Source organism: bacterium, assembly GCA_017744355.1.
In the GTDB taxonomy this organism is placed as follows: domain Bacteria; phylum Cyanobacteriota; class Sericytochromatia; order S15B-MN24; family UBA4093; genus JAGIBK01.
Genome location: JAGIBK010000001.1, coordinates 904,085 through 921,366, shown reverse-complemented (window position 1 = coordinate 921,366; position 17,282 = coordinate 904,085). Strand labels below are relative to the sequence as shown.

The window sequence follows — 17,282 nt, the reverse complement described above, 5'->3', positions numbered from 1 at the left end:
GCCTTTTGGTTTCTGGTCTTGCGGCTACGCCTTGATCGGGAGCTGCTGAGCGACCAGCGCCTCGACCTGAGCGATCGCCTCGCTCAGCTTGCCGGCTTCGCCGCCGCCGCCCTGGGCGATCTGGGGCTTGCCGCCGCCCTTGCCGCCCACCAGGCCCATGATCGAACCGATGAGCTTGCCCGCGTGCGCGCCTTCCTTAACCAGGTCGTCGGAGGCCGCCGCCACCACGGCGAGCTTGCCGTCTTCGACCGAGCCGAGGACCACCACGCCCGACTTGAGCTTGTCGCGCAGGTGCTCGACCGCGCCCTTGAGCGCGTCGGGGGCCATGTTGGGCACCACGGCGCTGATCAGGCGGAAAGAACCCAGGGTGACGGCGCCGTCCAAGAGCGACTCGGTCTGAGCGACCGCAAGACGGCTCTTGAGGGCCTTGACCTCGTTCTCGGTGGTCTTCAGCTTGTCCTGGAGCTTCTCGATGCGATCGGGCAGCTCCTCGGCCGAGGCCTTGAGCAGCGAGCCGGCCGCAGCCACCGCATCCGCCTGGCGACGGAAGTAGGAAAGGGCTGCACCGCCCGCCACCGCGGTGACGCGACGGATGCCGGCGGCGATGCCTTCTTCGCGGACGATCTTGAAGGTGCCGATGGTGCCGGTGGCGTGCACGTGGGTGCCGCCGCACAGCTCCTTGCTGAAGCCGGGCACGTCGATGACGCGCACGGTGTCGCCGTACTTCTCGCCGAAGAGGGCCACCGCGCCCGACTCCTGGGCATCGGCGAGGCTCATCTCGATGTGGGCGACCGCGCGGTTGGCGAAGATCTCGGCGTTGACCTGGTCTTCGACCTTCGCGATCTCCTCGGGGGTCATGGCCCGGGCGAAGGTGAAGTCGAAGCGCAGCTCGTCGGGACCGACCAAGGAGCCGGCCTGGTTGACCTGAGGGCCGAGCACCTGCTTGAGGGCCGCATGCAGGAGGTGGGTCGCAGTGTGGTGACGCATGGTCGCCTCGCGCAGCGCCAGGTCCACCTTGGCCACAACGCGGTCGCCGACCTTGGGGGTCTCGCTGCCCGCTTCGAGCAGGTGAACGATGGTCGCGCCCATCTTCTGGGTATCGGCCACCCGGGCGGTGCCGATCAGGCCCTGGTCGCCGACCTGGCCGCCCGACTCGGCGTAGAAGGGGGTGTGGTCGAGGACCACGCCGGTGCGGCCGCTCTTGTCGGTGAAGACCTCGCGGATCTCGACCGTCTCTTCGGTCGAGACGTAGCCCTTGAAGGGGGTGGCCTCCTTGGTCTGGAGGTCCACGGCCGAGAAGGTGACGCCCGCCTCTTCGCGCGCCTTGCGGGCGCGGTCGCGCTGCTGCTCCATGGCGGCGTGGAAGCCGGTCTCATCGACCGTGTAGCCCTTTTCGGCGGCGAGCTCGACGGTCAGCTCGAAGGGGAAGCCGTAGGTGTCGTACAGCTCGAAGGCGGTCTCGCCGGGGATGACCTTGTTGTCCGCGCCGAAGGTGTCGAAGGCGTTCTGCAACAGCTGCGAGCCGCGGTCGATGGTCTGGCTGAAGCGAGTCTCCTCGGCCACCAGGCTCTGCAGGATGAAGTCCTTCTGGGCGGGCAGCTCAGGGTAGTAGGCGTAGTGCCCGATGATCAGCTCGCCGAGCTCGGCGAGGAAGGGGCGCTGCATGCCGAGCAGCTTAGCGTGGCGGATGGCCCGGCGCATGATCCGGCGCAGGACGTAGCCGCGGCCCTCGTTGGAGGGAACCACCCCGTCGCCGATCAAGAAGACCGCGCCGCGGATGTGGTCGGCGATGACCTTGAGGGAGACGTCCTTCTCCTTGTCGGCGCTGTAGGTGACGCCGGCCAGCTCGGCCGCCTTGAGGATGATCGGCTTGACGAGGTCCGTGTCGTAGTTGGTGGGGACCTTCTGGAGGACCGAGGCGATGCGCTCGAGGCCCATGCCGGTGTCGATGTTCTGGGAGGGCAGGGGCGTCAGGGTGCCCGCCTCGTCCCGGTTGTACTGCATGAAGACCAGGTTCCAGACCTCGAGGAAGCGATCGTCATCCTCGCCCAGGCGGGCGTCGGGGTTGCCGTTGCCGGCCGCGGGACCCAGGTCCACGTAGATCTCGGAGCAGGGGCCGCAGGGGCCGGTGGGGCCCGCCGCCCAGAAGTTGTCCTCCTCGCCGAGCTTCACGATGCGGTTGGCGGGGACGCCGATCTGGTCGCGCCAGATTTCGAGGGCTTCGTCATCGGTCTCGAACACCGAGACCCAGAGCTTGTCCTTGGGCAGCGCCAGGTCGACGGTGAGGAACTCCCAGGCGTAGGCGATCGCCTGCGCCTTGAAGTAGTCGCCGAACGAGAAGTTGCCGAGCATCTGGAAGAAGGTGTGGTGGCGCGCGGTGCGACCCACGTTGTCCAGGTCGGTGGTGCGGAAGCACTTCTGGACGGTCACGGCCCGGGGCGGGTTGGGGGCGGTCTCGACACCCATGAAGATGGGCTTGAACTGCAGCATGCCCGCCGTGGTCAGCAGGACGGTCGGGTCGTTCTTGGGGACCAGCGAGGAGCTGGGCAGGTGCGCGTGGGCCTTGCGCTTGAAGAATTCGATGTATTTGTCCCGGATCTCGTGGCCGCTGAGTGACAAGGCGATGTCCCTTTCTCGAAACGTGGGGCTGGACACTTTTCCTTCGATTCTAACACGACGAAGCCGCCCCGAGCGTGGCCCGGGGCGGCTTCGCGTGCTGCGCGTCGAAGGAAAGGGTTAGTCTTCCTTCTCGCGGTAGAGCTGGATGATGTTGCTAGGACGCTTGCGGCGCGAAGCGATCAGATCGGGGGCGTTCTTGAGGACCTGGCGCCCCTTGAGGCGCAGGTCCTCCATGGAGGGGAACTGCTCGCTGATTTCGCCCGCCATCCGCTTGAGCTTCTTGCGGGTATCCTCGCCCGACTTGGGCGCGAGCAGGAGGCCCGCGGCGGTGCCGAGAGCGGTCCCGATCAGGGCCGTGGCGTAAAACGTGAGGTTGCGCTTCGCGCTCATGGGGAGTCTCCTAGCCTCTTAGGCCTGTTCGGGGGCGGGGCCGTCGTTCTCGATCAGCTCTTCGCGCTTGTAGGCGGCCGCCTTGCGGCCCGCCTCCACCGCCTCGCTGAGGAGGGTGAGCTTCTCTTCGATGGTGGTGCGGGTGGTGTTGAGCAGGCTCTCGGTGTTGCCCTTGACGTTCTCGGCGAGCTCATTGGCGCGCAGCGAGATGTCGCCCAGGTTCTCGGCCACCTGCTCGCGGGTGCGGCTGCCCGACTGGGGAGCCAAGAGCATGCCGAGCACGAAGCCGCCGACGGCGCCAATCACCAAGCTACCCAGTACTTCGAGCCCCGAAGCGGATCGACGTTCCATTTGGACCCTCCTACACACGAAGTCGGCAGCCGTTGCCGAATCTCCCAAGCTGCATTATAGGGGGCGCCCTCTGCGCCTGTAAAGCCGATGAGAGCGCGAATCTCGGCCCGCCGAGCCGCTGTGCGTGAAACCCTGAAGGCCGCCCCCCAGAGGGAGCGGCCTTCAGGTGTATGGGTTACTTGACGACTTTTCGTCTGCCCGCCCGGGAGGTCGAGCCGCCTTTGCGGCCAATGGACGAGTAGAACTCGACGCCCCGCTCCTTCTTCACGGCCTCGCCGCCCTTGCGGCCGATGCTCGAGAAGAATTCAGGGCCGTACTTGGCCTTGGTGGCCTGCCCGCCTTTCTTGCCGATCTGCTGGAAGAATTCGCGACCGCGCTCTTCCTTGACGGTCTGACCGCCACGGCGGCCCGCTTCGACCATGCGGGGATCGCCTTTGGCTGGTCCTGGCTTGTTTCCAACCATTGTTGACACGCTCCTTTCCGATGCCGAGGGTTCAGCGCGGTTGGCCGCGCGACGGCGATGCTGGAGTCGTTCAACAAGGCTGGTTGCGGGAATGCCAGAAGATTGCGGGGTTGTAGCCAATGCACCCAGGCTTATGAAGTTTTATGAAGGAAGCTTAGCATACCCCATGCCCTCTGGCAATATCCATCGGCCCTTTCCTGGTGAAAACCGGCCAACTTTGTCGGTATCGAGCAGGCGCATGGCAGGGCCTTAGAGGAAGTAACCAAAGGCGTTTCATCATCGCTTTAGGCCCCGTCGAGACAAGAGGGGCGCTCCGAAGTCGGAGCGCCCCTCTGGCATGAATCCGCCGGGTCCTAGTGCAGGTGCAGCACCGACATGAGGAACCAGTAGAAGATGTAAGCGAGGGTGGCGGTGATGGGGATGGTCACGATCCAGGCGGTGACCATGTTGCCGGCGACCCCCCAGCGCACCGCGCTGAAGCGTCGCGTGGAGCCCACGCCCATGATCGAGCCCGCCGCCACGTGGGTGGTGCTGACCGGCAGGCCGAAGTGGGAGGCCAGGGTGATGACGAAGGCCGAGGTCATGTCGGCGCCGAAGCCCTGAATGGGCTGCAGCTTCACGATCTTGGTGCCCATGGTCTTGATGATCTTGGTGCCGCCCGAGGCGGTCCCGATCCCCATGGCCATGGCGCAGGCAACCATGACCCAGGTGGGCACGGTGAAGTCGCTGAGCATCCCGGCCGAGATCAGGGCCATGGTGATGATGCCCATGGCCTTCTGGGCATCGTTGGAGCCGTGGCTGAAGCTGATGAAGGCTGCCGCGAAGATCTGCAGCACCCGGAAGCCGTCACGGACCTGGTGCGGCAGGAAGCGCCGGCAGATCCAGTAAAGCCCGATCACCATGGTGAAGGCGATCGCGAAGCCCAGCACCGGGGAGAGCACCAGGCTCTGGACGATGTTGGAGAAGCTCTTGGGCCCGAGCCAGTGGATGGCGCCGAAGCCGTGGCCCGCGATGCCCGCCCCCACGATGCCGCCGATCAGGGCGTGCGAGGAGCTGGAAGGCAGGCCCCAGTACCAGGTGACCAGGTTCCAGAAGATCGCCGACAAGAGGGCGGCGACAATCAGGGGCTGAGTCACGTAGACCGGGTCGATGATGCCTTTACCGATGGTCTTGGCGACCGCCGTGCCAACGGTGATGGCGCCGAGGAAGTTGAGGATGGCGGCCATGAGGATGGCCCGCCGGGGGGTGAGCACGCCGGTCGAGACCGACGCGGCGATGGCGTTGGCGGTGTCGTGGAAGCCGTTGATGAAGTCGAACGCCAGCGCCAGGAAGATAACCAGGACGAGGAGCGCGATCGTAACCTCAGGCATTTTTGATCACGACTCCGTGCAGGCGGTCGGCCACGTCTTCGGTGAAGTCGATGGCTTCCTCGAGGACGTTGTAGAGCTCCTTCCACTTGATCACGTCCAGGATCGCCGCAGGGGTGTCACCCGGCTGGTCGAAGAGACGCTCGAGGGCCGCGCGCGAGAGCTGGTCGCCCTCGTTCTCGAGGCGGTTGATCTCGATGGTGTGGTCGAGGATCTCCTTCATCCGCTTGGGGGTGCGCAGGAGGCCCATGGCCGCGTGGATCTCCTCGCAGCAGCGCACCAGGATGCGCACCAGGGAGATGGTCATGCCGGTGGGCTTCTCGATCTTGTAGAGGATGAAGCGATCGGCGATCAGCTCGATCGAGTCGACGATGTCGTCGAGGGCGAACGCGAGCGAATGGATGTCCTCGCGGTCGATGGGGGTGACGAAGGTCCGGTTGAGCTTGTCCATGATCTGATGGGTGACGCGGTCACCCGCATGTTCGCTGTCGCGGATCTTCTGGAAGCGGTCGGGGAGGTTCCGGTAGTCTTCAACCATGTCGCGCAGGAGGCGCGCGGTGTCGATGACGTTCTTGGCCGAGGCTTCGAGGAGGTCGAAGAAGGTCTCCTCGCGGGGAATGAGGCTAAACATGGGACCTGTGTGGCTCCTTATGTCGAGGGGATCGGTGCGAGCTGCAACGCTTGCAGCATCGCCTGCGCCTTGTTCAGCGTTTCCTGGTATTCGTTCTCGGGGATCGAATCGGCGACGATGCCGGCTCCCGCCTGAACGTGCACCCGGCCGTCACGCACCACCATGGTGCGGATCGTGATGCCGGTGTTGATCGATCCGTCGTACCCGAGTACGCCGACGGCCCCCGCGTAGGGGCCGCGTTTGAACGGTTCGAGTTGGTTGATGAGCTGCATGGCCCGGACCTTGGGCGCACCCGAGACGGTGCCCGCGGGGAAGCAGGCGGCGAGCAGGTCGAGGCCGTCGAGGCCGTCCTGCATCTCGCCCGTCACGGTCGAGGTCATGTGCAGCACATGAGAAAAGCGTTCGAGGGCCATCAGGTCGTCGACCTTGACCGAGCCCGGCTTGCAGACGCGACCCAGGTCGTTGCGCCCGAGATCGACGAGCATGACGTGCTCGGCGCGCTCCTTGGGGTCGGCCATCAGGTCCTTGCCGAGCGCCTCGTCGCTGTCGAGCCCCCGGCGGCGCGTGCCCGCGATGGGGCGCACCGTCGCGGTGCGGCCGTCGAGCCGCACCATGACCTCGGGACTTGAGCCGACCAGCTGGAAGTCGCCCCAGTCGAGGAAGAACATGTAAGGGCTCGGGTTGACGGTGCGCAGGGTGCGGTAGAGCGCGAAGGGCTCGCCCGAATAAGGAGCGCTCAGCCGCTGTGAGCCGACGAGCTGGAAGATGTCCCCGGCCTTGATGTGCTCCTTGGCCTTTTCGACCATCGCGCAGTACCCTTCGCGCGTCAGGGTCGAGTCGGGGACGAGGGGCTCGGGGTGCTCGGCGAGCTGGAGGGGGTCGGCGACGAGGGGCGCGCGCAGGCGCTCGATCCAGGCGTGGATCCGGTCGCATCCTTCTTGGTAGGCCCGGGCGGGGTCGCCGTCCGGCCGGACGATCGTCATGACCCGCATGGTGCGCTTGGCATGATCGAAGGCGATGAGGCTGCGCGTCAGGAGAAAGGCGGCCTCAGGCAGGCCCATGTCGTCCGGCGGCGCTTCGCCGACAGCGGGCTCCAGGTGGCGAACGGTCTCGAACCCCCAATACCCGACGGCCCCGCCTGCGAAAGGGGGCAGGTCAGGGCCGGAGGCCTGGATCGAGGCCTGCATGAGAAGCTTGAGGGCTTGATAGGGGTTGGTCTCGGGGCCGAAGCGCAAGACCTCTTCGGGCTCGCACCCGATGTAGGAATAGCGCCCGAGGCGATCGCCCTGCTCGACGCTTTCGAGCAAGAAGGCCGGTGCGCGAGAGCCCGCCACTTTGAGGTACGCCGATACGGGCGTCTCCAGGTCGGCGCTGATCTCGGCGTAGAGCACGTGACGCGCGGCCTGGTGCGCCGTCGTCTCGAATTGCTCGAAAGTGGGGATGACCTTCATGGGGGTCCAAAAGCCTCGCTTTCTCGGGGGCTACTCGTAGTGTAGCACCCAGCTTCGGCCAGGCAAGCGGTTTTTCGGCATTTTTTCCTTCACAATGCTTAGCATTGGAGGTGGGGCTGGCTTGCTTCCGGTACAATGCCGAGTATGTCGCACCCCCCTCTCATCGCCATTATCTTGAACCCCGTCTCCGGCCCCACGCGCACCCGCGGGGCCGAATGGGACTGGCTCGAGGAGCTTGCCCGCGAGGCGGGTTGGGAGCCCCGAATTTTCTTGAGCGAGGGCGAGGGGCACATCGAGGCGCTCGCACGCGAGGCGATCACCCAGGGCATCCGGCGCGTGGTCGTGATGGGCGGCGACGGCTCGATCAACGAAGCCCTGCAGGCTCTGGCGGGGACCGAGGTGGAGCTCGGAATCATTCCCGGGGGCACCAGCAACATTCTCGCCAACGAGCTCGCGTTGCCGGCCGACTTCCAGGCCGCGGCCCGGGTGGCCTTCCAGGGCAAAGTGATGGCCATCGACGTGGGGAAGGCCAACGGCCGGTACTTCGCCTTGATGGTCGGCATCGGCTACGACGCGGTCACCGTCATCTCCATGTGGCCGCAGCTCAAGCGCCTGGCGGGCCAGATGGCCTACACCCTCGCGGGGATCCAGGCCTTCGTGAGCCACCGCGCGACCCGCATGACCATCCGGGTGGATGGCGGCAAGCGCTTGCGCCGGCTGGTCTACATGCTGGTGGTGGCCAATACCCGCCTCTACGGGCGATCCAACGCCTCGGTGGCCGAGCATGCGGACGTGCGCGACGGGTACTTCGACCTGTGCGTCTTCAGGACCCGCTCTTGGTACCACGTGATCTTCGGGCTCATCCGGGTGCTGTTGCGGGTCCCCACCCGCTTCTCCCGCATCGAGACGCTCCACTGCCGGCAGGTCGAGATTCGCTCGGCGCGCCCCGTGCCCTACCAGCTGGACGGGGACCTGCGCGGAGTCTTGCCCTTGACGGTCGAGATGTGCCCGCAGGCCCTCAGGGTCGTCGTTTCGGCTTCGTGATTCGTTTCAAACCGGGGCCGCGCTAGACCCTCGCTCGGTGTTATCATGGGAGCGTCCATCCCATGCCGTCTTTCGCTTCGAGAGGGTCCCCCATGCAGGTCGAATCCAAGCCCAAGGTCATCGTGATCGCGGGGAACATCGGCTGCGGCAAGTCCTCGCTTTCCAAGTGGCTCGCCGATAAGCTCAACTATGTGCCCTGGTACGAGTCGGTCGATGACAACCCTTACCTCGACGACTTCTACGGGGACATGCACAAGTGGAGCTTCCACCTGCAGGTCTACTTCCTCTCGACCCGCATCGAGACCTACCGCCGCGTCGTCGCCAGCGGCCGGCCGGCGATCCTGGACCGCTCGATCTTCGAGGACGCCGCCATGTTCGCGAAGAACGCCTATCAGACTGGCATCATGAACGAGCGGGACTTCAACACCTACCAGCGGATCTACGACGGCATCATCCCCTCGTGCCCGCCGCCCGACCTCTTGATCTACCTGCGGGCGTCGGTGCCGACCCTCTTGCGACGGATCGCCAAGCGCGGTCGCGATTACGAGGCGAGCATCCCGCGCGAGTACCTTGAGCAGCTCAACGTGCTCTACGAGGACTGGATCCAGACCTTCGACCTCTGCCCCAAGCTGATCCTGCCGGCGGATGACCTGGACTTCGTCAACTCCTACCACGACTTCGGCTACATCCTGGACATGATCGAAGCCATGCGGGTGGCTCCGGAGCAGCCCCTGCTGCCCGGTCTCGGTCTGCGCGGGGCGATGCCCGTCTAGCCTTCAGTTTTCCTGCGTGAAAAAACCGCCCACCTCCGAGAGGTGGGCGGTTTCGATTTAGGTAGATACAAGTGAAACGCGCCAGGCAATTGCCTGGCGCGTTTCGAAGGGGGGGCGATTAAGGGGCGTAGCTCATGACGATGGCGATGATCGTCGAGAGGGCGACGGTCCCGAGCACGACGAGCCAGATGTCGAGATTGACGTTGGGCTCGGGGCTGAACGGCGTGTCGGGCCGGGTCATTATGCCTTGGCCTTGGGGGCGCGGGGGCGGCGATAGCGGGTGTTGGTCATCCCGTGGAACTCGCCGGCGCCGAAGAGGGCGTAGTCGGGGCGGTACGTCTCCGAGGAAACGGCCGCGGCAGGGTTGCTGGCTTGCCACATGGCGATCGCCTTGTTGACGGTGAGGCCGGTGGGCAGCGTAGCGGTAGTTTCCATCTGCAGATCCTCCATTCAAGGGGAGAGACGACGACTAAACCCTAGAGCACAACTCTATTAAATCCATATTAGCACGTTTTTGGAGTTCGTACAGGGGATTGTTAACAGTGTTTTCAAGCCCCTGCTTCCCTGCTTGCCTCAGATGATGCCGTATTGCTGGCAAAGGATGACCGCCTGGGTGCGGTTGGAGACCTTGAGCTTCTCGTAGATGCGCGTCAGGTGGTTCTTCACCGTCTTCTCGCTCAGCACGAGGCGATCGGCGATCTCTCGGTTGTCGAGCCCACGGGCGAGCAACAGGATGATCTCGACCTCACGAGTGCTCAGCGGCTCCACGTGCTCGGGCAAGGCGAGGGGGCCGGTCTGGCGCGAGCGGGCCTTGGCTTGCTTCTGGGCGAAGGCCTTGTCGATGGCCGCGTTGAGGTGGTTCAGGTCGCGCAGGGGCTTCTGGAGAAAGTCGAAGGCCCGCCCTTCGCGCAGGGCCTCGATGGCGTCCGCCATGGTCCCTTGCCCCGTCAGGAAGATGACTTCGAGGGTCGGGTCCTGCTGCTTGAGCAGGCTGAGCAGCTCCAGGCCCGTGATGCCCGGCATCTGGAGGTCGGTCACCACCACGTCGAAGCGCGCACGCCGGAGCTGCTCCAGCGCCTCTTGACCGCCGGAAGCTGTCTCGGTCCGATAGCCACTGAAGCGCAGCCACTCGTCCAGGGTTTCGAGCAATTCTTCCTGATCGTCGATCAGCAAGATGCGGGGATTAGCTTCAGACATGGGGAAGATCGCTCGCTTCTATGCCAAACACGCCGTGATTGAGTGAAGAATGCGTTAATAAATTGCGGTTTCAGATTAAAGTGAAACAGAATGGGAAGTATAGAACAGATCTTACCCCTCGTGATCGCGATTCATTCGGACGGAGCCGTATTCTTGAGTAATTATCGACAATGTTGTGGTCACGATAGAAGCCATTTCTTATCCCCTCTTGGTCACTAGGTGTACGCTGATGGGGTCGAACACCTTTCCCGTGAATCCTGAGGCGAGCGTCGGCGCGGATCTCCACGTGCGGGAGGACCTCGCGCGACTCGCGCGCATGGCCGCGCGCACGCTCGACGCTGCGGCTGCGGGGGTCTGCGTCGGACCGCCCGAGCGTCCTTCGCTGCTGGTGAACGTCGGGTCCCTGTCCGTGGGCGACGCCTTGCTCGTGCCCTTCCTTTGTCAGGCGGATCGGCAGCAGGCCCCTCTCCTGGTGGCGGACGTGCGGAAAGACGAGCGCTTTGCGCAGGGCGAGCGCCATGCCTTGCGCATGGCCATGGTTTATCCCCTCTTCAACGGAACAGGGGAGCGCCTTGGCTTTCTCTGGGCGCTATCTCAGACGCCGCGTGCCTTCGAGGCCGGGGATCGTGAGGCCCTCGACGATCTGGCGGGGTTTGCCCGGCTTGCACTGCGAGAGTGGCGAGACCCGAGCTTCATCGACCGTGCAGAGCAAGCGCTCTTCTCCTTCATGCAGGGCTTGGCGAGCGACCCGAACGGCGATCACCACCCCCTTCAAGCGCGCTTCCTGGCCGAGGTCCTGGCCATGGACGGGGTGCTCATCGCTGAGTTTGCGGACCCGGCTCGGCAGCGCATGAGGACCGTAGCACGCTTTTGCCGCGGCGAAATCTTGCCCGAGGTGGAGTTTGCGGTGGCGGGCACGCCGATCGAGCCGCTGCTCGTGAATGGCGCGCAAACCTGGAAGCAGGAGGTGTGGCGTCTGTTTCCCGGGGTCTCGGCCCTGCTGGAAGGGGCGGAAGCATGCGTGGCAACTCCCCTGCGAAATGCGGCCGGGGAGGTGTACGGGGTCCTGATGGCCTTGCGCACGTCTCCGCTCGAAGAAGTGACGTTGGTCGAGGCGCTGCTGCCGGTGGTGGCTGCGGGGATCGAGGCGCGCTACAAGGCCCGGCGGGCCGAGCAGGAGCTCAGGATCCGCGAGGCCACGATCCGCTCGGTGTACGAGCATGCCACCGACCTTATCTTCATCCTCGATCGCAACTGGCGCTACATCAACGTCAACCCGGCGTATGCCAGGGCCCTCGGCAGGCCGATCGAGGGCATCATCGGCCAGCCGTCCGGCTACGACCTGCCGCCTCACGTGCTGGAGCGTGTGCTCGAGACCAATGCCCGCATCCTCGAGACGGGCCAGCCGACGGTCTACGACACCACGATGGAGTTTCCGGAAGGGATCCGGAGTTTCTCGGTGGTCAAGTTCCCCTACCGGGACCAGACCGGCGAGATCGTCGGAGTGATCGGGATCGCGCGGGACATCAGCGAGCGTAAGGCCCTGGAACGCCAGAAGAGCGACTTCATCAAGGCCCTGAGCCACGAGATCCGCACCCCTCTCTTTGCGATCCAGAGCGCAGTCCGTCTCTTGACGGTGGGATGTTGCGACCCGGCCGCCGAGAAGGGGCGGCGCATGCTGGCGATCGCCGCGCACAATGCCGAGCGTCTGGTGCGCTTGACCCATGATGTCCTCTCGCTCGAGGGCTTAGAGGCTGGATTGCTGCCAATCGAGGCGACTGCTTGCGATGCCGCCAGCCTCTTGGAGGAGGCGGCCGCTTCGCTCGCAGGGCTCGCCGACGAGGCGGGGATCACGCTCGACGTCGCTTCGCCCGTCATCCCCTTTGAGGCTTGCCCCGAGCGGATCATGCAGGTGCTCGTGAACCTGGTGGGCAACGCCATCAAGTTCTCGCACGCCGGCTCGCGGATCGGCATGGAAGCAGTCGCCGACGGAGAGGAGGTGCGCTTCGCCGTTCGGGATCAGGGCCGGGGGATTCCGAGCGAGGATCTCTACCGGGTCTTCGACCCCTTCCATCAGGTACACCCCCGCCCTCTCGCTCGCGGGGGCATCGGCCTGGGCTTGCCCATTAGCCGCGAGATCGTGCGGACGCACGGCGGGCGCATCTGGGTCGAGAGCGAGGTGGGGGTCGGCAGCACCTTCTACGTGGCGCTGCCGATCAAGACGCGTTTGCGGCTCAGCGAGACCCTGGCGCGCTGACGGTCGATGTCGAGCACCTCGACCTCGACCACGTCGCCGACGCCTACGACCTCTAGCGGGTTGCGCACGAAGCGGTCCGAGAGCTCGGAGACGTGCACCAGCCCGTCGTTCTTGACGCCGATGTCCACGAAGGCGCCGAAGTCCACCACATTCCGCACGGTGCCCATCAGGCGCATGCCGGGCTTGAGGTCTTCGAGCTTGAGCACGTCCTGCCGCAGGTGCGGCAGCGGCAGGTCCTCACGGGGATCCCGGCCGGGTTTCTCGAGGTTGGAAAGGATGTCGCGCAGGGTCGGCTCACCGATGCCGAGCGCGCTCGCCAGGCGTGGCGCGTCGGTGCGCGCGGCCGTGAGGCGAGTGCCGAGGTCCTTGCTCGCGGCCGAGAGGCCGAGGGTTTCGAGCAATTGGCGCGTCGCCTTGTAGGACTCGGGGTGGATGGCCGTGTTGTCGAGGGGGTCCTCGCCGCCCGGGATCCGCAAGAAGCCCGCGCACTGCTCGAAGGTGCGATCGCCGAGCCCCTTGACCTTCTTGAGGTCCGCCCGGCGCTTGAAAAGGCCCTGGCTCTGGCGCTGCTGGACGATGGCGGCGGCGACCTTCTTGTTGAGGCCCGCCACGTGGGTCAAGAGCGCTGCCGAGGCGGTGTTGAGGTCGACGCCCACGTGGTTGACCGCGTCCTCGACGACCCCGGCGAGGGCCGATCCGAGGGCCTTCTCGTTGAGGTCGTGCTGGTAGAGGCCCACCCCGATGGCCTGCGGGTCGATCTTGACGAGTTCGGCGAGCGGGTCCTGGAGGCGCCGGGCGATGGAGATGGTCCCGCGCTGGGTGGCGTCGAGGTCGGGGAACTCCTCGCGGGCGACCTCGGAGGCGGAGTAGACGCTCGCGCCGGCCTCCGAGACCATCAGGTAGCGCGCGCCCGTGTCGCGGATGGCCTCGGCCACCAGCTGTTCGGTCTCGCGGCTCGCGGTGCCGTTGCCGATGGCCACGACGGTGACGCCGTGCTTGGCGATGAGGGCGCGCAGGGTCGCGATCGCCTCCTGCCGCTGGCGCTGGGGCTCGTGGGGATAGATGGCGATGCCCGGCATGAGCGGGGTGCCGGTGGGATCCACGACCACCACCTTGCAGCCCGTGCGGTAGCCGGGATCGACCCCGAGCACCACCTGGCCGCGCAGCGGCGGCTGCAGCAAGAGGGACTTGAGGTTGGCGGCGAACACGGTGATGGCGTGCGCCTGGGCCTTCTCGGTGAGCGCGGCGCGCACGTCGCGCTCGAGAGCGGGCGCAAGCAGACGCTTGTAGGCATCCGCGAGGGCGGTCTCGACCTCGGCGCGCCAGCCCTCGGCCCGCACGCTCCAGCGCTCCTGCATGAAGGCCAGGATCCGCGCGTCGGGCAGCTCGACCGAGACCTTCAAGACGTTCTCGGCCTCGCCGCGATCGCAGGCGAGCACTCGGTGCGGCTGCACCTTGGCGACCGCTTCGGAGAAGGCATAGTACTGGGCGTACTTGCCCTGCGGGTCCTCGGCCTTGGGTGCCTTCTTGGCGCTGAGCAGCCCTTCAGTGAGGGTGACGCGCCGGGCACGGCCTCGCAGGTCGGCATCTTCGGCTGCTTCTTCGGCGAGGATGTCCCGGGCGCCCGCGAGGGCGTCCTCGGGGCTCGGAACCTCCTGGTCGGGTGCGACGAAGCGGCGCGCGGCCGCCAGAGGCGACTCGGCGGGCGGGCGCTTCATGAGTTCGGCGAGCGGGGCGAGCCCACGCTCCTTGGCAATCATGGCGCGGGTCCGGCGCTTGGGCCGGTACGGCAGGTACAGGTCTTCGAGGGTCGTGAGCTTGTCGGCGCTCTGGACCTTGCGCCGCAACTCGTCGCTGAGCACCCCTTGCTCTGCGAGCGAGGCGAGGATCGTCGCCCGCCGTTCTTCGAGGGCGCGCAGGCGCGAAAGGGCCTCTTGCAAGGCGCGCAGCTGGCCCTCATCGAGGCCGCCGGTCGCTTCCTTGCGGTAGCGCGCGAGGAACGGGATGGTGTTGCCCTCGTCGAGCAGGGCGATGGTCTTCTCGGCCTGCGGCAGCGAGAGGCCGAGATCCTTGGCGAGGGCCTGGGACAGGGAGGCGTCTTCGATATGCTTGGTCATGCCATTAGCATGCCACATCCTCAGCCTTTCACCACCCCCATGGGCCGCAGGCGCACCACCCGCTTGGCTAGGCCCGCCCCCTCGACCACTCGCACGACCTCACTGACGTCCTTGTAGACGTCGGGCGCCTCCTCGGTGATCCCCGAGCGCGTCGCCGCACGCGCGACCACCCCACGGCTCGCGAGCAGGGCCTCGATCTCGTAGAAGTTCTGCCGCCCCCGCGCTTCGGTCCGGCTCATGACCCGCCCCGCGCCGTGGCAGCAGCTGCCGAAGCTGCGTTCCATGGATCCGGGAAGGCCCGCGAGCACGTAAGAGTAGCGCCCCATATCCCCCGGGATGAAGACGGGCTGCCCGGTGTTGAGGTGGGCAGGCGCAAGGGCGGGGTGCCCGGCCGGGAAGGCCCGTGTCGCCCCCTTGCGGTGAACCAGGACTGGCCGCTCCACCCGTTCGATCCGGTGAGTCTCCAGCTTGGCGATGTTGTGGGCCACGTCGTAGACCTGCGCGAGCTTCGCGCCGGGAAAGAGGCGCGCGAAGACCTCGCGGGTGCGGGAGGCGAGCACCTGCCGGTTGGCCCAGGCGAAGTTGCAGGCCGCCGCCATGGCCAGGAGGTAGGCCTCCCCTTCGGGCGAGGCGATGGGGGCGCAGGCCAGTTGCCGATCGACCAGGGTGATGCCCGCGCGGGCCATGGCGGGCCCCATCTTGCGGATGTAGTCGGTGGCGACCTGGTGGCCGAGCCCGCGCGAGCCGCAGTGGATCATGACCACCACCTGCCCCGCGCGCAGCCCGAAGGCCTCGGCGGCGCTCGGGTCGAAGACCTCCTCGACCCACTGGACTTCGAGGAAGTGATTGCCGGCGCCGAGGGTGCCGAGCTGTCCCTTGCCTCGTTGCTTCGCAGTCTCGCTGACCAGGCCGGGAGCCGCATGGGGCAAGCGGCCGCCTTCCTCGCAGTGGGCGAGGTCCTCGGGGAGGGCATAGCCCTGCGCGAGAGTCCAGGCCATACCCTCGTGCAGGACCGCGTCGAGCTCGGAGGGCGTCAGGCGGATCTCGCCCTGGCGGCCCGCCCCCGACGGAACCCGCTCGGCGAGCGCACGGATCAAGGCGTCGAGATGGGGCCGCACCTCAGCCGCTTCGAGGCTGGTTGCGAGCAGTCGGACCCCGCAGTTGATGTCGAAGCCGACCCCGCCTGGCGAGACGACCCCTTCGTCGAGGGCCATGGCGGCCACCCCGCCGATGGGGAAGCCGTAGCCCTGGTGGATGTCGGGCATGGCGAGCGAGGCGACCTGGATGCCCGGCAGAGTCGCGACGTTGGCGCACTGCTCCAGCGACAGGTCGTCGTGCAGGCCCACCAGCAGGGCATCGCTGACGAACACGCGCCCCTCGACCCGCATGTCGGCGCGGTAGTGCTTCGGAAGGCGCCAGCAGTAGGCGTCGAGGCGCTCCAGGGCCTCGACGGCGCGCATGCGCGAGGTAGGCCCGTCCATCCCAAGCCCCCTTTCGTGCCCGTGCGCTTTATGCGGCGCGCGGCTTCGCCCCCGAGGCTAGCGCCCGGCAGCGGGAAGGGCCATGGTGAAGTTGCTCAAAGATCGAGAGGGGCAGTTTCCGAAGCGCCCGGCGCGTGGACCTGGACCCCCGAGGCGCGCAGGGTCTCGGGCAGGCATGTGATGGCGTCCTCGAAGGTGCGCGCGCCCTGAAGGCAGCGCTCGACCTCTCGGGCGAGACTGAGGCCCGCCTCGCGGCTCGATTCGAGCCACCAGGAGTGCGTCCGGGACTCGAAGGCGCTGTTCTTGTAGAGGACCACGAGCCAGCGATCGCCTTCGCCCTGCACGGTGATGTCGGCGCGATCGCCCTGCAGGTAGAGGGCGAAGCGCTGCAGCTCGGCGCGCGGCGAGGCCTTGATCATGTCGGTGCGATCGATGAAGGTCATGCGTGGGTCCTCTGGCCGATCATACCCGGAGGGATCGGGCCTGTCACCGGCGCCGCCAGAGCATGAGGCGCTCGTTGCCCGCGCGGGGCTTGATGGAGTCGGAGGGCAGCTCGGATCGCTCCAGGACGAAGGCGTCCGAGAAGAGGGCCTCGATCTCCTCGCGTTTCACCCGGAAGGGCGGCCCTTCCTCGTCTTCCTTGTTGAAGGGGAAGAACAGGCCGAACAGCAAGCCTCCCGGTCGGATCAGGGCCGCCATGCGATCGCGGTAGGCCGCGCGCAGGGTCGGCGTGATCGCGCAGAAGAAGGTGTACTCGAGCACCGCGTCGAAGGGCGCCTCGGGGACGAAGGTGAAGAAATCCGCTTCGAGGACCCGGATCGAGACGCCGGCTGCGGCTGCGGCCTCGCGCAGCTCGGCGCAGGCCGAGGGCGAGACGTCCACCGTCGTGACGTCGAAGCCCGCCTTGGCGAAGGCAATGGCATCGTAGCCCCGCCCGGCCCCCGGGATCAAGAGGCGGCCAGGCTCTACCGCCTGCTCGGCGATTAGCCGGACGAAGACCGGCGTCGGGCCGCCGAGGTCCCACGGGGTGTGCTTGTGTTGGTAGGCGGTTTCCCAGAAGGCCGGATCGGGGCCGGTCATGGATTATCTCCTTGGTCGCTTTCGAGGCTGAGGGCCATGGTAGGCGCACTGGGCGCGGCAT

At 66.5% G+C, this 17,282-nt stretch carries 16 protein-coding genes; 3 read left to right on the top strand and 13 right to left on the bottom strand.

Translation table 11 applies throughout. The features are described 5' to 3' along the window. Window positions 1–24 precede the first annotated feature (24 nt). The 7 genes from alaS to trpE all read right to left on the bottom strand — a co-directional run bounded on the left by alaS (window position 25) and on the right by trpE (window position 7,272). Complete coding sequence (alaS, locus tag J7643_04385) at window positions 25–2,625, bottom strand: alanine--tRNA ligase (protein ID MBO9539815.1); 2,601 nt, start codon at window positions 2,623–2,625, stop codon at window positions 25–27. A gap of 111 nt (window positions 2,626–2,736) precedes the next feature. Continuing rightward, the gene (locus J7643_04380; GenBank protein ID MBO9539814.1) at window positions 2,737–3,009 is read right to left on the bottom strand and encodes a YtxH domain-containing protein; all 273 of its coding nucleotides are present in this window, start codon (window positions 3,007–3,009) and stop codon (window positions 2,737–2,739) included. 18 nt (window positions 3,010–3,027) lie between these two features. Continuing rightward, window positions 3,028–3,360, bottom strand: coding sequence for a YtxH domain-containing protein (locus J7643_04375; protein MBO9539813.1), 333 nt, complete (start codon window positions 3,358–3,360; stop codon window positions 3,028–3,030). A gap of 175 nt (window positions 3,361–3,535) precedes the next feature. Beyond that, window positions 3,536–3,781, bottom strand: coding sequence for a general stress protein (locus tag J7643_04370; protein ID MBO9539812.1), 246 nt, complete (start codon window positions 3,779–3,781; stop codon window positions 3,536–3,538). 395 nt (window positions 3,782–4,176) lie between these two features. Beyond that, complete coding sequence (locus J7643_04365; protein ID MBO9539811.1) at window positions 4,177–5,193, bottom strand: inorganic phosphate transporter; 1,017 nt, start codon at window positions 5,191–5,193, stop codon at window positions 4,177–4,179. Beyond that, window positions 5,186–5,821, bottom strand: coding sequence for a DUF47 domain-containing protein (locus J7643_04360; GenBank protein ID MBO9539810.1), 636 nt, complete (start codon window positions 5,819–5,821; stop codon window positions 5,186–5,188). Before J7643_04360 ends, J7643_04365 begins: the two co-directional genes overlap by 8 nt. 17 nt (window positions 5,822–5,838) lie before the next feature. Beyond that, window positions 5,839–7,272, bottom strand: a complete 1,434-nt coding sequence (gene trpE, locus J7643_04355; GenBank protein MBO9539809.1) for an anthranilate synthase component I — start codon at window positions 7,270–7,272, stop codon at window positions 5,839–5,841. Window positions 7,273–7,416: 144 nt separating this feature from the next. Between trpE and J7643_04350 the strand changes: the two genes are divergently transcribed. Both J7643_04350 and J7643_04345 read left to right on the top strand, forming a co-directional pair. Beyond that, the gene (locus tag J7643_04350; GenBank protein MBO9539808.1) at window positions 7,417–8,316 is read left to right on the top strand and encodes a diacylglycerol kinase family lipid kinase; all 900 of its coding nucleotides are present in this window, start codon (window positions 7,417–7,419) and stop codon (window positions 8,314–8,316) included. Window positions 8,317–8,408: 92 nt separating this feature from the next. Further along, complete coding sequence (locus J7643_04345) at window positions 8,409–9,089, top strand: deoxynucleoside kinase (GenBank protein ID MBO9539807.1); 681 nt, start codon at window positions 8,409–8,411, stop codon at window positions 9,087–9,089. Between the two features lie 240 nt (window positions 9,090–9,329). Here J7643_04345 and J7643_04340 read toward each other — a convergent pair whose 3' ends face one another. Next, window positions 9,330–9,524, bottom strand: a complete 195-nt coding sequence (locus tag J7643_04340; GenBank protein ID MBO9539806.1) for a hypothetical protein — start codon at window positions 9,522–9,524, stop codon at window positions 9,330–9,332. 138 nt (window positions 9,525–9,662) lie between these two features. Further along, a complete protein-coding gene (locus J7643_04335) occupies window positions 9,663–10,286 on the bottom strand; it encodes a response regulator transcription factor (GenBank protein ID MBO9539805.1) in 624 nt (207 codons plus the stop codon). Between the two features lie 229 nt (window positions 10,287–10,515). Between J7643_04335 and J7643_04330 the strand changes: the two genes are divergently transcribed. After that, on the top strand, window positions 10,516–12,543 hold the full coding sequence (locus J7643_04330) for a PAS domain-containing protein (GenBank protein MBO9539804.1): 2,028 nt from the start codon (window positions 10,516–10,518) through the stop codon (window positions 12,541–12,543). Here the strand turns inward: J7643_04330 and J7643_04325 are convergent. From J7643_04325 to J7643_04310, 4 genes are all read right to left on the bottom strand, one after another. Then, window positions 12,486–14,660 (bottom strand): RNA-binding transcriptional accessory protein, encoded by a 2,175-nt coding sequence (locus tag J7643_04325; GenBank protein MBO9539803.1) that lies wholly within the window; start codon window positions 14,658–14,660, stop codon window positions 12,486–12,488. The genes J7643_04330 and J7643_04325 overlap by 58 nt on opposite strands. Before the next feature lie 20 nt (window positions 14,661–14,680). Next, complete coding sequence (locus tag J7643_04320; protein ID MBO9539802.1) at window positions 14,681–16,120, bottom strand: RtcB family protein; 1,440 nt, start codon at window positions 16,118–16,120, stop codon at window positions 14,681–14,683. A 116-nt stretch (window positions 16,121–16,236) separates the two neighbouring features. Next, entirely contained in the window at window positions 16,237–16,584 is a 348-nt protein-coding gene (locus J7643_04315) for a hypothetical protein (protein ID MBO9539801.1), read from the bottom strand. A gap of 43 nt (window positions 16,585–16,627) precedes the next feature. Then, window positions 16,628–17,221 carry a methyltransferase domain-containing protein gene (locus J7643_04310; GenBank protein ID MBO9539800.1) on the bottom strand — a complete coding sequence of 198 codons (594 nt, stop codon included), beginning with the start codon at window positions 17,219–17,221 and terminating at the stop codon, window positions 16,628–16,630. Window positions 17,222–17,282: the final 61 nt, after the last annotated feature.